We start from the raw sequence: 12,757 nt of genomic DNA on the forward strand, positions 1-12,757 counted from the left end.
CCACCCCCCACCCGATTCGTCTCCCGCTCCCCACTCCACCCACCCCCCGCCGCTCTTCTCTTTTGGTGGTTCTGCGGCCTCGCCCGCCGAACCCAACGGCGGTGACTCAGCCCTTCTTCGCGGGCTTGCTCGGCGTCGGGCTGAACAGCTTTTTGATGTCGTTCAATCCATCCGACAGCCGCGGCCATTCGCAGGAGAACGAGCCCTTGGTGCACGGGGCGCCTTTCGGCCGCGGTCGCGCGTCGCCGATGGCGGCCTGCTGGACCTTGGGCCGCTCGACCGGCACCGGCACGCGCTCGACCTCGGTTCGCAACGCGACCCGCTGGAGCTGCTGCACCTGTTGTTCCTGCTGCTCGCGCTGCTGGCGCGCGGTGGCCTGCGCGGCTTCATTGCTGCGGCGCTGATTTGCGAGATAGGCGGTGTAGGCTTCGTCGATCTTCTTCTGCTCCTCCGGTGTCGGATTGGGGCCGGCGATGTCGAAGGTGCGGTCCTGGAGGAAGTCGTAATAGGAATAGCCGCCGCCTGCCTTGCGCCGGCCGGCGAATTTGGCGTTGCAGTCTGCAAGCGCAGCCGTCTTCTCGGATTTGGTCGTCGCTTTCTCGGCGGCGTCGGCGCAGGCCTCGAAGTCGACAGGCGCGCGCTTCCACCATTGTGCCTGGGCATGCGACGGCGCCAGCAGGAAAAATCCTGCTGCGGCAGCGACAAGCGCCGCACGACGCGATGCAACTACGTCCGACATTCTACGAGAGCATTCCTTGCAAAACTCAACCCGAACTGAGTCGGACTGATTTTTGCCCCTTTATGGCCGGCTTGTCACCCATGGAACCCGGGAATTTCATGGCTGCGATGCTGACATTTTTTGCTTGACGTGGCGCAGGAGTCACAGCGTCACTTCATCCTGCGCTCGCCTCATTGGCGACGCCAAGAAAACGAAGTGGAAACGCCTGATGCTGCTGCCCCTGTCCGATGTGCCGCGCTGGTACGCCGAGCGCAAACCGCAAGGCACGATCGCCGTCCGTCACGGGCAGGATACGCTGACATGGGACGCGCTCGAACGCGGCGCCAACCGGCGCGCACGGGCGTTCATGGCCAAGGGCGTCAGGCCCGGCGATTTTATCGCAATCGGTTTGCCCAACGGCAATGCGTTCTTCGAGACCTCGTTTGCGGTGTGGAAATGCGGAGCGACGCCGACCTCGCTGTCATGGCGGCTGCCGCGCGGCGAAGCCGCCGCGGTGCTCGATATCCTGAAGCCGGCGCTGGTGGTCGGCGGCGAAGCCGATTGGAATGCGCCGAACCGTCTGCCCGCGGATTTCATGCCGGAAGGGTTTTCGGACGAGCCGCTCACCGCACCAGTGGCGCGCTATTGGAAAGCGATGACCAGCGGCGGATCGACCGGGCGGCCGAAGGTGATCCTCGATCACCAGCCGGCCGTGATCGACACGGTCGCCGCGCCGCCGCTCAATATTCCCTTTGGGGTCTCGCTGCTCAATCCCGGTCCGCTCTATCACAATGCGCCGTTCATCGTGTCGCATTACGCGCTGTTCACCGGCGGCCAGCTCACCGGCCTCGTCAAGTTCGACGCCGAGGAGGCGCTGCGACAAATTGCGCGCGAGCGCGTGCAATGGGTCAATTTCGTCCCGACCATGATGCACAGGATCTGGGCGCTGCCGGAGCACGTGCGCAACGCCTACGACGTGTCGAGCCTGCAGACCGTCTTCCACATGGCCGCTCCGATGCCGCCCTGGCTGAAGGAGAACTGGATCGCCTGGCTCGGGCCTGAGCGGATCTGGGAGCTCTATGGCGGTACCGAGCGACAAGGCTCCTGCATCATCTCCGGCACGGAATGGCTGACGCACAAGGGCTCGGTCGGCAAGATCGGCGAGATGGCGCGCTTGCGCATCATCGGCGAGGACGGCAACGACGTCGCGCCGGGCGAGAGCGGCGAGATCTATTTCCTCAACAATGACGGCAAGGATGCCACCTATCACTATCTCGGTGCCGAGCCGAAGCGCCGCGCCGACGGCTGGGAATCGCTCGGCGATATCGGCAGACTGGATGCGGAAGGCTATCTGTATCTCGGCGACCGCCTCGCCGACATGGTGCTGCGCGGCGGCGCCAACATCTATCCGGCCGAGGTCGAAGCTGCCGTCTCCGCCTGTCCGGGCGTGCGCTCCTGCGTGGTGGTGGGATTGCCCGATCCGGAATTGGGCCAGCGCGTGCACGCCATCATCGAGCCGGATTGCGATGCGGACGGTCAGGCCATCGCCGACGGCATGGCGGATTTCCTCAAGGACAGGCTGAGCCGCTACAAGCATCCGGAGAGTTTCGAGATTGTCAGCGCCCCGCCGCGCGACGATTCCGGAAAAGTTCGCCGCACGCTGTTGCGCGACGAGCGCGCAACATGGATGAAGGAGGGGCGCGCCTTCCGGATTTTGCCGGCAAGGGCGCGGGCGCACGCCGATTAAGAGAATTCACGGGAAGGACTGAGATTATGACCATCACCATCGCCGCGAACGCCGTGCCGAAGCCGCCGGCCGAGATCATCGAGGGTTTTCGCGGTGCGCCGACCTCGGTCATTTCGGACAATCTCGGCCGGCTGCCGGGCGCGGTGGGGCTCAAGCCCTATCATCGCGGCGCCAAGCTGGTGGGCACGGCCTTCACGGTTCGCACCCGTCCCGGCGACAATCTCGCCATCCACCGGGCGCTCGAACTGGTGGGCCCCGGCGACGTCATCGTGGTCGATGGCGGCGGCGATGAGACCCGCGCGCTGGTCGGCGAGATCATGAAGAATATCGCGCAATGGCGCAAAGCCGAAGGCTATGTCATCGACGGCGCGATCCGCGATGTCGCGGCGTTCGCGGCCGATGACTTTCCCTGCTACGCTCGCGCGGTGATCCACCGCGGCCCCTACAAGAACGGCCCCGGCGAGATCAACGTACCTGTCACGATCGGCGGCAGCGTGATCTCCCCCGGCGACATCGTCGTCGGCGACGAAGACGGCGTGGTGTCGTTTGCCGCCGCAGGTGCCGCGGCGCTGCTCGACGCCGTGCGCGCCCAGGTCGCGCGCGAGGAGGAGACGCTGAAGGCGATCCGCGAGGGCCGTTATCAGGGCTCGTATGGCAAATCCTGATCAGCAAAAAAAACGAGGAGAGAATAGCGTGAGCCAGAAGGACGAATTCCACAATCTCGACGATACCGGCGACGGATTGTTTCGCGAGCTCGCGGCAGGGGTGACCACGCGCATCTTCTCCGGCGAACAGGCGATGCTGTCGGTGGTGACGCTGGCGCCGCATGCGCAAGGCACGCTGCATCATCATCCCGAGGAGCAATGGGGCGTGCTGCTCGACGGCTCCGCCATCCGCGTCCAGGGCAGTGAGGAGATTGCCGTGAAGAAGGGCGATTTCTGGCGCACGCCCGGCAACGTGCCGCACACCATGCGCGCCGGCCCCGACGGCGCCCGCGTGCTGGACATTTTCAGCCCGCCGCGGCCAGAATACAGAAAAGCGGGATCCGGTTTCGGAACGACCTAAAGCGCCAAGAGCAAAAGCCGGGCGCGAGAAAACAGGGGAGGGGACCATGACGATCACACGACGCGCGCTGCTCGCAGCGCCGGCTATTCTCGCGATGACGCCGGCGTTGGCCCAGGCCGGGAAGATCACGCTGGTGGTGCCGTTTCCGCCGGGGGGATCGACCGACGCGATGGCTCGGCTGCTCCAGAGCCATCTGCAAACCAAGCTCAACCGCATCGTCATTGTCGAGAACAAGTCGGGCGCCGCCGGCGCGCTCGGCGCGGCGCAGGTCGCCAAGAGCCCGCCTGATGGCTCGACGTTCCTGGTCACCTTCGATTCACACGCGGTGATCCCCTCCATCCTCGACAAGCCGCCCGTCGATGTCGAGCGCGAGCTGATGCCGGTGTTGCTGGTCGGCACTGCGCCTTACGTGATCGCCGCCGGTGCCGGCCGTCCCTACAAGAGCTTTGCCGACGTGGTGGCGGCCTGCAAGGCGACGCCCGGCGCGGTGAAATATGCCTCCGTCGGCATCGGCACGCTCGGCCATCTCGCCATGACTGTGCTCGGCAACAAGGCCGGCGTCGAGATCATGCACGTGCCCTATCGCGGCGGCGGCCCCGCGATGAACGACGTGCTCGGTGGCCATGTCGACCTGATCGCGGGATCGGCGGCGCTGGTCGCAGCCCAGCTCGGCACCAACATGCTGCGTCCGATCCTGCAGCTCGGCCGCGAGCGGCTGCCCGGCCTGCCGGATACGCCAACCGCGATCGAGGCCGGCTTCCCGGATTTCGAGACGCTGGCCTGGTGGGGCATCTTCGCGCCCACGGGCACGCCGCCGGACATCGTCGCGGGCCTCGCGGCGGCGTCCAAGGAGATACTGAGCGAGCCCGCGACCGCCGCCCAGCTCAAGGAGACGCAGCAGATGACGCTGCTGCTCGAGGACGGTCCCTCCTTCAAGACCTTCTTCGACAAGCAGGTTGCCACTTGGGGCAAGGTGGTCCGGGACAACAATATCCGGGCGTAAGATGACCGGCAGCCCTCCGCATTGAGCAACGCGTAGGGCTTCCGATCTCCCCTCCGCTTTGATATGAAGCCCCGGTAGCCCGCTCTGCGGGTTCCGCGGTCCCGTAGCTCAGCCGGATAGAGCGACGGTTTCCTAAACCGAAGACGGCCGTTATTCAGGGTAGCTCACTGTTCAACATAGTGCCCTTAGCCTTTTGAATCCTCGACAGAAATTGCGTTTATAGATACTCTCTGTGCACCACCCCAGCACGAGCTTTGGGAGTGCCTAGGCAGTGCCTAAGATCACGCTCACCGATGTAAACCTGCGGTCTCTAAAGCCACCTCCGAAGGGGCAGGTCGACTATTGGGACAGCTCCTTTCGTGAGGGCGCTTTCGCCGTTCGCGTGTCTCAGGGCGGCTCCAAGACCTTTGTGCTGAAGCTCGACAACGCACGTAGGGCAATCGGCCGCTACCCCGTCCTGACGCTCTCAGAAGCTCGCACAGAGGCGAAAAGGATATTGGCTGAGCGAACCCTCGGTCGCGTGCGTCCCAGCTCGATCTCCTTCTCTGCAGCTGTGGAAGTCTTTCTAGAAGAGAAGCAGGCCCGCAGGCGCGAACGTACTGTGGCGGATCACAAACGTCACCTCGATCTCCTGGGCTTCAAGTGCCAGCTTTCAGACGTGATGCACGGCGACCTCGAACGGAAGCTCAAGAAGCTCCCGCCGTCAGAACACAATCACCGGCTCGCATGCGCCAAGACCTTTTTCACATGGGCGCACCGCAAGCAGTACATCACCGACAATCCGATCATTGGGCTGTCTGCGCACACCAACGTCTCGCGCAGCCGCGTGCTTACTGACGAAGAACTTGGTAGAATATGGAGAGCTTGTAGTCAGTCGGGGGGAAGTGACAAAAGTAGCACGTCCGGTAAGCGCGCCTCGAACCCGGAAAGTGAGGCTCCCTCTCCCCGCCTGCCCGCAAACTACTGCAAGATCGTGCAGCTCCTCATCCTCACCGGACAGAGGAAAAGCGAAGTTGCGTCACTTCAAGCATCATGGATATCAAAACACTCGTCGCAGCAATCGCCGTCGCAACAGTCATTTTTACCGCCCGCATTAACATTGGATACTACCCTTATCGAATCGTTCGGTACCGCGAATGACCTATGGACAATCACCCTACCAGCGAGCGTGACGAAAAACGGGAGACTTCATCACCTCCCGATTGGCCCTATGGCCTCGCTGCTGCTCTCGGAGCATACACAGCAATCGCAATCCTCATTATTATTTCCCGCGCGTGGTAAGCCCGACAAACATATAAACGGATGGTCGAAGAGCAAGACAGCTCTCGATAAAGCGTGTGGCGTCGAAAATTGGACGCTCCACGATCTCCGTCGCACATACCGCACCATACATGCACGCATCGGCACACCGCCTCACATCGGCGAGCGCCTGGTCAATCACATCAGCTCTCAAAGCGCGATGACCGAAATCTACGACAGACACACTTACCTACGCGAGATGAAGCTGGCACAGCAGAATTACGAGTCCTACCTCCTGCAGCACGTGATAAGGTAGCTCGTCGGCTGATCAACCCTGCCGTCGCGACGGCTCCCACAAAGGAGTCTGAGCGATGTCTGAGAAATCAGTGGTCACATTCAAGCGTCTGCGTCCCGATTTTGGAATACCTTATAGTCGTACTCACCTTGACCGTTTGGAAAAGGCGAAAAGGTTTCCGCGCAGTTTCAAACTCGCGCCCTATCGCGGTTCCCCGCGCGTCTGGTGGTCACATGAGGTGACTGAATATCTGGAGAGATGCGCGAGGACCAGATCCGACGCTCCGTAATGAGGAGCGGGCGGGAGCATCCAACACTCCCGCCTTCCTCGGGAGGTTCGCATGGACCTACTTCGATCACTCACCGGACTTCTAGGTTTTGTCGTCGCATTCATCGGTATTGTGAACCTGACATACGCTTGGATAGATCACACCTCAGCTTTTTTCCCATGGGTCACCTTCGCAATCGGCGTTCTCATGTGGATACAAGTTCTTCCCGTTTGGGCTGCCGCTCAAAGAAAATATATAGCGAAGCGCATATTTGAACAGAGGAATAAGTGATGGCCACTCCCTCTGAAGATAAATGCCTGACTTGCGGCAATCGCGCCCGACCGCAAGCTCCGCTCAAGACCATTTCCTATCTCGTAAACGACCAGGGGAAAATTCTCCAGCTCCCGTACTGGTTTTGCTCAGCCAAGTGTCATCAAAAAGCTGTCTCTCCTTTCATCGAAGACAAGCGGTATGGCTTTGACGCCGATCCCTTTGAAGACCCGGAATGCAAGAAGCTTCTCGATGAAAAACACCTAGAGTTCATCGAGAAAACGTGTGGCGGCATCATTGCAAACCTTTTCAATCCAATCGCGGGGATGTCTCCGCAGCAGTACATCCAACCATTCTATGACGACTTTGAGATGGAATTCCGTAAGAAGCAAATCGACGTTATTTTTGCGGCAGAAAGCGTTTTGGCTGATCGCCTCACCGCAGAATTCATCCATCAGCTCGATGAAAAAATAAGTGCAGAGGTAGACCAAGAACATAAGGAAGCTGAGCAGCAACGAAAAGAAGACGAGAAGCAGCGCAAGCTCAACCAGGAGCAGCTAGTCCGTGAGGCAGAAGAGGCACGTTGGCAACCGAAACCATTTGATGTGTCATGAACCCCGAAACACGATTTTCAAGCCAATGGGTGGTCGCGCTCCACGGAACTGGTAAGTCGAATGCGCTTCTGCACATGATTGCGGCTGATCTGGAGAAAGACGCTTGTGTCATCGTGATCGACCCGAAAGGGGATATTGCAAGACCGATCAGCGAACTTTTTCTTCTCGATCGCGAGTATCAGCATCGCCTCATAACCATCGACCCTTCAACTGTCCCGTTTGCTCTCAATCCACTTGACGTACCTAAGTCTGACACCAAGCGTGCGGTGGATCAGGTCGAATACATCTTCGGCGCAATATTGGATGCTGAGGCAACACCGAAGCAAAAAGCACTCCTGCGGTCCCTGTTACGAGCTTGCATCATAGGAATCCCTGACGCCACTCTCCTCACAATCCAAGACCTGATCACCAAAGGGCCGGAGAATTACCGCGCGTACATCCGAAATCTACCTGACGATCTTCAGCATCTTTTCGATACAAGTAAGAAAGGCGAGTGGGCCGACTACGAAAAGACCTGTACTGAATTGAAGTGGCGTCTCCGATTGCTCATGGAGATCGACATAATCAAAACGATGTTTATGTCACCTAAGACACGCTTCAAGATGGGTGAGGCGATGGACACGGGTAAGGTCGTCGTCATCAACAATTCAGTAGAACATCTCCACAAGGGGGGCTCTGCCTTTCTCGGGCGCTATTTCATCTCGCAGATTTGGGCCGCAGCCACAGCACGATCATCAAGACCGCAAAATCAGAAAAAGCCCGTATACGTCTACATTGATGAAGCCGACAGTATGCTCGACTCCACAGTGGCTGAGATCATAGATCGGTGTCGGTCTCAGAGAATTGCGCTCATCATGTCCCATCAGCGAACCTCCCAGATCAAAGATCCGAACGTGCTCAGTGCCCTGGAAAACTGCGCAATCAAAATGGTGAACGTGGACGCGGAAGCGGCCTACTTCAGCAAGCTGCTACACATACCCGTGGAGCGCATGAACAATCTGCCCATCGGCCAGTTTGCTCTCCATGCGCGAGGAGAAGGACCGTCGATAGTTTCGGTCCCTATTGCAAAACTACCGCATAGCCGTATGCAGCGACAGGAAAAGCAGTTGCATCAAGAACGTATGCAGAAGCTGTATGGGATTGAAACGCAAACAGCACCCGTGAAGAGTGCTGAAGCGCCGCCCGCTAAGGTAGCTCCCATTATAACGCACGGAGGCCCGAGCAAGCCCGAGCCTTCACGCGTCCCTCTTCAAAAACCAGCCGAAGCTGATCCTGAAATTATAGCATCACGCGATAAAAGCACCTTCGTATCTCATGAGCCAATTCTACCACCTATCTCTGGTGAACTTCCGCCGCCAGGGAAGTGGAAGCGGCCGAATTAATTTTTAGCAACGTGCTCCGAACATAGCGCAGCCACGTAGTGTATAGTTGCACATAGTACTCCATCGTTGCCGCTAGACCGCTTATTAGCTTGGTCTTATTTTCTGTGTATGAACTCACGATGGACAACTGACGCAGTCAAACGCAACGGCAAGGCCGTTACCGTACGGGCCGATGCTGCTGGCAATATTGAAATTCTTAAAGCTCTTGCGCGCTATCCGGTTCTCACCGTCCTGGATATCGCTGGTCTCACAAATCGCTCGTATGCGGCAATTGTGGAACGCGTGCGCTTCCTCAAGCGCGATCCCCACAAGCTGATCCAGGTGCACAAGTCGCAATTGGACCAAAGCCGCCTCCATCGGTCTACAAGGTTAGCGTACCACCTCACTCGCAGGGGTGCAGCCTACCTTAAAGAAATGGGTGTCGATGTTGAGTATCGAGAGCCCGCAATACATTTCGTACATCAACTGACGCAAAGCCAAACCGCCGCTTCTTTTGAAGTGGGTGCACGAGCTGCTGGCCTTGAGCACGTGGTTCTTCCCCACACTGCTATTCCAGTGACCTTTTCATGGAAAGGGCACACGTACGATCAGCACAAACTGACACCGGACTTGGGTCCAATAGGAATTGGCTACGGCAATGACCTCTACAGATTTGTCGTTGTGGAAGTCGATTGCGCTTCAGAACCCTTGGAAAGCTCCAACCGCGACAGGCAGGCGATTGAGTCGAAACTTGCAGCGTATTTAACGGTGCTCGATCAGCGCCTGTATCAATCTCATTGGAAGATTCCAAATCTGTTCGTGCTCTTCACCTCTACGACGCCGACGCGTGTCAACAACATGCGCAAGCTTTTGCATCAAATGACCGATCGGTATCACAACTGCTTTCGTTGGATCGTATTCCCCACGATCCTTCAAGGAATCCCCCAGCTACGGCCAGGCTGGGCGATAACTGACACTGGCCTTGATAGGAAAAACGGAAATGAATGACAGAGTAGCGCGAATTACAGAACTAAAAGCAGAGCTCAAACTTCTGACCGAAGCCGTTAAGGCGGAGTCGGCGGCCCTGAAGACCCCACGTAAACCGAAAGAAAACAAGGAGAAGACATGAGTGAGTATCGGTGTCCCAACTGTCTCACCACTGTAGAAGACGCCCAGGCGGATTGGTGTCTCCTCACACCCTACTGTTACGAATGCGGCGCTGAACTTGAAGAAGAACCTTCGGACTCTTTCGTCGTCGACTACAAGGAGATTGATATCGGCGACGTTGGCGATAGTGGGGGCGACGGCGCTGAGGTTGACGAGGGCGAGGACGTTGGCGACGCTGGTGACGATTCTGGCGAGGACTAAAGGAAAAGGCCGCGAGAATGCGGCCTTAGTTTTTTGGCAACTACTTTGTAGAGATAAAGTGCTCTGCTCTTTGAAGTACCAGGATCGCGTTCGCGATATCTCCGTGTCCGAGTGAATCGCTGTTACGCCACTCCTCACCCTCTTTAAACGCCCGCTGGATTGTAACGGAGAAGAATTCGCCATTTTTCCAGACTGCGGCAGTCACGTATCCCACTCTGTATTTGGCAACTGGTTTCTCACTCATTCGCTCTCTCCTTTTGGCAACCCCGCAAGTGTACTTGCATTCGCCTCGCATGCAACCACTGCGTGTGGTACGCTGTAGCTACGTTGCCAATAGAGGAGGAATGAATGACGTTTACAGATTTTGCCGCTCTCAAGGAGAAGGTGAAGATCGAAGATGTCTGCACCCTCTACGACCTCAAGCAGAAGTGGAAAGGCCCTCAAGGACGCGGGCCGTGCCCAGCTTGTCCGAAAGGAGACGATCGCGTTCTAGCAGTACATACAGGCAGGGCGTCATTTTACTGCTTCAGCGCGCGCACTGGCGGCGACCTAATTGCCATGGTCGCCCACACGCAAGGTATATCACAGCGGGATGCCGCTGCTGAGATAGCGAAGAAGATCGGACTCGACAGTTCCCCTACAGCTCCAAAGTCGCCCCCCGAGAAAGAGCCCGATCTCTACCTCGAAACTCTCAAGGACATGATCGAAGACCTGGAACAGCGCGTCACCGCGCTGGAAGAGGCCAAGGTCGTAAAGCTGAGGGCCACATGAGGGTGACTTTCATAAAGGACGACGACTCGTACACCTGTGGCTTCTGCGGGGGCAAGTTCGCAGAAGAGCGGCCCGGTATTGGCGTCGCGTGGATCTGTAAGACCAACATGCTCTGCTGCACCGAATTCTGTGCGCGCGTGCATGTACTCGATCCCAACCGACCTAGCTTCATCGACGACACTTGGCTCAATGAGGAGGATTGAAATGACCTTGATGCTCCACAGCGGCGCGACACCCGCTACGTACGACCAATTGCGCGCGATCACAACACCAGGCGGTACGGACACTCATCTGCCCGTGCCACATCATGAGCTCGTAGAACTGGTCCGCTTCACGCTCAGCTTCTATCAGCATGTTATAGCTGAGGAGCACCACGCTATAACACCCGACGGCGCCAGGTACTTCGGCCTTCTCTCGCTTCGGAGTCCGTACGGCGAGTACACGGATACGTTGGGACTACGCAATAGTCACGACAAGAGTTTCCCGATAGGCATCGCGTACGGCTCAAGAGTGTTCGTATGTGACAATCTTTCGTTCGCGGGAGATCACGTCATCAAGCGCAAGCACACGGTCAAAGCTAAGAAAGAACTGCCTGGTCTTGTAACTGAGATCATCCAGCCTCTTCAGGCGCAGCGAATAGCGCAAAATCAGAAGCTCCTGACGTATCAGCAGATGCCACTGTCCGATATGCAGGCGGATCACGCGATCATGGACCTTCATCGAAAGGACGTGATTGGTGTCCAGGCTATCGGACATGTCCTAAAGGCCTTCGACGAACCTCCTCATGATTGGGGAGATCGCACAGCTTGGCGCCTCTTCAACGCAGCCACCTTTGCCTTGGCTGGTAAGGTCGCAGAACGGCCGGACCTGACAAAACGGCTTCATCAGGTGATCGACTCAACGTGTGAGGTCATCCAATGAAGATTAAAGTCGTATGCGCCAAGTGTGGCAGTGAGGACGTCTGTAAAGATGCTTGGGCGAAGTGGGACACGGAAAAGCAAGAATGGGTGCTCGAAGATATCTTTGACTACCTGTTCTGCGAAACGTGCGAAGAAGACGCCATGGTCCTTGAGGTGCCCTGTTCGGTTCAATAGCTCTTTTGTTCTTTCTTGTCCCCACTCTGGAATACGGGTGGGGACTTTTCTTGTGTTAGGATTGAGATACGAAATTAGAATATGGACTGGTTGAAAACATTCATCAACGTCGCACTACTCGCAGCCGTAGTGACTTTCATATGCGTCTCGACGCACCGTGAGATCACAATAATCGACACTCAGATCCCGACGAAAGCAGAGCAGATGCGGACGCCGCCCCTAGTGAAGCATTGGCGCTGCGTGCTCGTTGAGTCATGCCCGTCAGTCGACTGGCGGTATTTTGATCCTAAAGAAGTCTGCACATACGCTGAACCCTTCAATGTCTGGTCTGCCGACAATTTTGCGGATGCCACGGCTGCATATGGCTCTACCTGTCAAGAGCTCGACGTGAAGGGGTGATCCCTATGTATGAAGGAAACGGAAATACAGGCCGCCATCTGCGACTACCTCGCGCTCAAGAAGGTCTTTTTCTGGCGGAGCAACAACACACCAATTTATGACGGGGCGCACCAGACGTTCCGATCAATGCCCAAGTACGCCCTGCATGGCATTCCTGACATCATCGTCATCCGTGACGGTCGGTTCATCGGGATTGAGGTCAAGCGGCCGTCTGGCAAACTCTCCGAGCACCAGATCGAGTTCGAGCGACGCTGTGTTCTCGCAGGAGGTGATTATCTGGTAGCGCGTAGCATCGACGATGTAATTTCTTTCGGCCTATGATCCTCCCTCTCAAAGTAATCGGTTGGAACAACTTCAGCCTCGGCAACCTCGAGGATTGGGTAAAGCTCTATCTGCCGAAACAGATCGAGATGACGGATCAGCAGTACGCCCACTACGCTACTCTCTGTGGCAGGAACAAGCGTGACTTCAATAAGATTCCAATCGTCTTTGTTGACGCTCCGAAAGTATGAAGCGGATAGGAAACAAGAAGAATCATCCGACAG

At 57.6% G+C, this 12,757-nt stretch carries 16 protein-coding genes; 14 read left to right on the forward strand and 2 right to left on the reverse strand.

The window, feature by feature from the left end; all coding sequences use genetic code 11:
* Window positions 1–106 precede the first annotated feature (106 nt).
* The gene (locus tag AC0L30_RS21280) at window positions 107–739 is read right to left on the reverse strand and encodes a hypothetical protein (protein ID WP_219684833.1); all 633 of its coding nucleotides are present in this window, start codon (window positions 737–739) and stop codon (window positions 107–109) included.
* Between the two features lie 208 nt (window positions 740–947).
* On the opposite strand from AC0L30_RS21280, the gene AC0L30_RS21285 reads away from it, so the two are divergent.
* The 10 genes from AC0L30_RS21285 (at window position 948) to AC0L30_RS21330 (ending at window position 9,948) form a co-directional block, all read left to right on the forward strand.
* Window positions 948–2,465: an AMP-binding protein gene (locus AC0L30_RS21285; RefSeq protein ID WP_007599311.1), complete on the forward strand. Its 1,518-nt coding sequence runs from the start codon at window positions 948–950 to the stop codon at window positions 2,463–2,465.
* 26 nt (window positions 2,466–2,491) lie between these two features.
* Window positions 2,492–3,130: an RraA family protein gene (locus AC0L30_RS21290; protein WP_275172775.1), complete on the forward strand. Its 639-nt coding sequence runs from the start codon at window positions 2,492–2,494 to the stop codon at window positions 3,128–3,130.
* Window positions 3,131–3,158: 28 nt separating this feature from the next.
* Entirely contained in the window at window positions 3,159–3,530 is a 372-nt protein-coding gene (locus tag AC0L30_RS21295) for a dimethylsulfonioproprionate lyase family protein (protein ID WP_007599315.1), read from the forward strand.
* 46 nt (window positions 3,531–3,576) lie between these two features.
* A complete protein-coding gene (locus AC0L30_RS21300) occupies window positions 3,577–4,533 on the forward strand; it encodes a tripartite tricarboxylate transporter substrate-binding protein (protein ID WP_473405105.1) in 957 nt (318 codons plus the stop codon).
* 271 nt (window positions 4,534–4,804) lie between these two features.
* On the forward strand, window positions 4,805–6,088 hold the full coding sequence (locus AC0L30_RS21305) for a tyrosine-type recombinase/integrase (protein WP_473405106.1): 1,284 nt from the start codon (window positions 4,805–4,807) through the stop codon (window positions 6,086–6,088).
* A gap of 537 nt (window positions 6,089–6,625) precedes the next feature.
* The gene (locus tag AC0L30_RS21310) at window positions 6,626–7,219 is read left to right on the forward strand and encodes a hypothetical protein (RefSeq protein WP_473405107.1); all 594 of its coding nucleotides are present in this window, start codon (window positions 6,626–6,628) and stop codon (window positions 7,217–7,219) included.
* Window positions 7,216–8,601, forward strand: a complete 1,386-nt coding sequence (locus AC0L30_RS21315; RefSeq protein ID WP_473405108.1) for a type IV secretory system conjugative DNA transfer family protein — start codon at window positions 7,216–7,218, stop codon at window positions 8,599–8,601. The genes AC0L30_RS21310 and AC0L30_RS21315 overlap by 4 nt, the downstream gene beginning before the upstream one ends.
* 108 nt (window positions 8,602–8,709) lie before the next feature.
* Window positions 8,710–9,588 (forward strand): hypothetical protein, encoded by an 879-nt coding sequence (locus AC0L30_RS21320; RefSeq protein ID WP_473405109.1) that lies wholly within the window; start codon window positions 8,710–8,712, stop codon window positions 9,586–9,588.
* On the forward strand, window positions 9,581–9,709 hold the full coding sequence (locus AC0L30_RS21325; RefSeq protein ID WP_473405110.1) for a hypothetical protein: 129 nt from the start codon (window positions 9,581–9,583) through the stop codon (window positions 9,707–9,709). Before AC0L30_RS21320 ends, AC0L30_RS21325 begins: the two co-directional genes overlap by 8 nt.
* Complete coding sequence (locus AC0L30_RS21330) at window positions 9,706–9,948, forward strand: hypothetical protein (RefSeq protein WP_473405111.1); 243 nt, start codon at window positions 9,706–9,708, stop codon at window positions 9,946–9,948. Before AC0L30_RS21325 ends, AC0L30_RS21330 begins: the two co-directional genes overlap by 4 nt.
* Before the next feature lie 40 nt (window positions 9,949–9,988).
* Here AC0L30_RS21330 and AC0L30_RS21335 read toward each other — a convergent pair whose 3' ends face one another.
* Entirely contained in the window at window positions 9,989–10,192 is a 204-nt protein-coding gene (locus AC0L30_RS21335; RefSeq protein WP_473405112.1) for a hypothetical protein, read from the reverse strand.
* 104 nt (window positions 10,193–10,296) lie between these two features.
* On the opposite strand from AC0L30_RS21335, the gene AC0L30_RS21340 reads away from it, so the two are divergent.
* From AC0L30_RS21340 to AC0L30_RS21355, 4 genes are all read left to right on the forward strand, one after another.
* Window positions 10,297–10,719 (forward strand): CHC2 zinc finger domain-containing protein, encoded by a 423-nt coding sequence (locus AC0L30_RS21340; RefSeq protein WP_473405113.1) that lies wholly within the window; start codon window positions 10,297–10,299, stop codon window positions 10,717–10,719.
* Between the two features lie 204 nt (window positions 10,720–10,923).
* Window positions 10,924–11,640: a DUF932 domain-containing protein gene (locus AC0L30_RS21345; protein WP_473405114.1), complete on the forward strand. Its 717-nt coding sequence runs from the start codon at window positions 10,924–10,926 to the stop codon at window positions 11,638–11,640.
* Complete coding sequence (locus AC0L30_RS21350) at window positions 11,637–11,813, forward strand: hypothetical protein (protein ID WP_473405115.1); 177 nt, start codon at window positions 11,637–11,639, stop codon at window positions 11,811–11,813. Before AC0L30_RS21345 ends, AC0L30_RS21350 begins: the two co-directional genes overlap by 4 nt.
* A 408-nt stretch (window positions 11,814–12,221) precedes the next feature.
* Window positions 12,222–12,533 (forward strand): VRR-NUC domain-containing protein, encoded by a 312-nt coding sequence (locus tag AC0L30_RS21355; RefSeq protein WP_473405116.1) that lies wholly within the window; start codon window positions 12,222–12,224, stop codon window positions 12,531–12,533.
* The last annotated feature ends 224 nt before the right edge of the window (window positions 12,534–12,757 follow it).

Source organism: Bradyrhizobium sp. MI1.11 (genome assembly GCF_055811255.1).

What these genes read in the sequence shown, in the direction of transcription:
- AC0L30_RS21345 (WP_473405114.1), top strand. Translation starts at nt 10,924, where the DNA reads ATGACCTTGATGCTCCACAGCGGCGCGACACCCGCTACGTACGACCAA.
- AC0L30_RS21290 (WP_275172775.1), top strand. Translation starts at nt 2,492, where the DNA reads ATGACCATCACCATCGCCGCGAACGCCGTGCCGAAGCCGCCGGCCGAG.
- AC0L30_RS21285 (WP_007599311.1), top strand. Translation starts at nt 948, where the DNA reads ATGCTGCTGCCCCTGTCCGATGTGCCGCGCTGGTACGCCGAGCGCAAA.
- AC0L30_RS21330 (WP_473405111.1), top strand. Translation starts at nt 9,706, where the DNA reads ATGAGTGAGTATCGGTGTCCCAACTGTCTCACCACTGTAGAAGACGCC.
- AC0L30_RS21310 (WP_473405107.1), top strand. Translation starts at nt 6,626, where the DNA reads ATGGCCACTCCCTCTGAAGATAAATGCCTGACTTGCGGCAATCGCGCC.
- AC0L30_RS21335 (WP_473405112.1), bottom strand. Translation starts at nt 10,192, where the DNA reads ATGAGTGAGAAACCAGTTGCCAAATACAGAGTGGGATACGTGACTGCC.
- AC0L30_RS21355 (WP_473405116.1), top strand. Translation starts at nt 12,222, where the DNA reads ATGAAGGAAACGGAAATACAGGCCGCCATCTGCGACTACCTCGCGCTC.
- AC0L30_RS21300 (WP_473405105.1), top strand. Translation starts at nt 3,577, where the DNA reads ATGACGATCACACGACGCGCGCTGCTCGCAGCGCCGGCTATTCTCGCG.
- AC0L30_RS21315 (WP_473405108.1), top strand. Translation starts at nt 7,216, where the DNA reads ATGAACCCCGAAACACGATTTTCAAGCCAATGGGTGGTCGCGCTCCAC.
- AC0L30_RS21350 (WP_473405115.1), top strand. Translation starts at nt 11,637, where the DNA reads ATGAAGATTAAAGTCGTATGCGCCAAGTGTGGCAGTGAGGACGTCTGT.
- AC0L30_RS21325 (WP_473405110.1), top strand. Translation starts at nt 9,581, where the DNA reads ATGAATGACAGAGTAGCGCGAATTACAGAACTAAAAGCAGAGCTCAAA.
- AC0L30_RS21280 (WP_219684833.1), bottom strand. Translation starts at nt 739, where the DNA reads ATGTCGGACGTAGTTGCATCGCGTCGTGCGGCGCTTGTCGCTGCCGCA.
- AC0L30_RS21320 (WP_473405109.1), top strand. Translation starts at nt 8,710, where the DNA reads ATGAACTCACGATGGACAACTGACGCAGTCAAACGCAACGGCAAGGCC.
- AC0L30_RS21340 (WP_473405113.1), top strand. Translation starts at nt 10,297, where the DNA reads ATGACGTTTACAGATTTTGCCGCTCTCAAGGAGAAGGTGAAGATCGAA.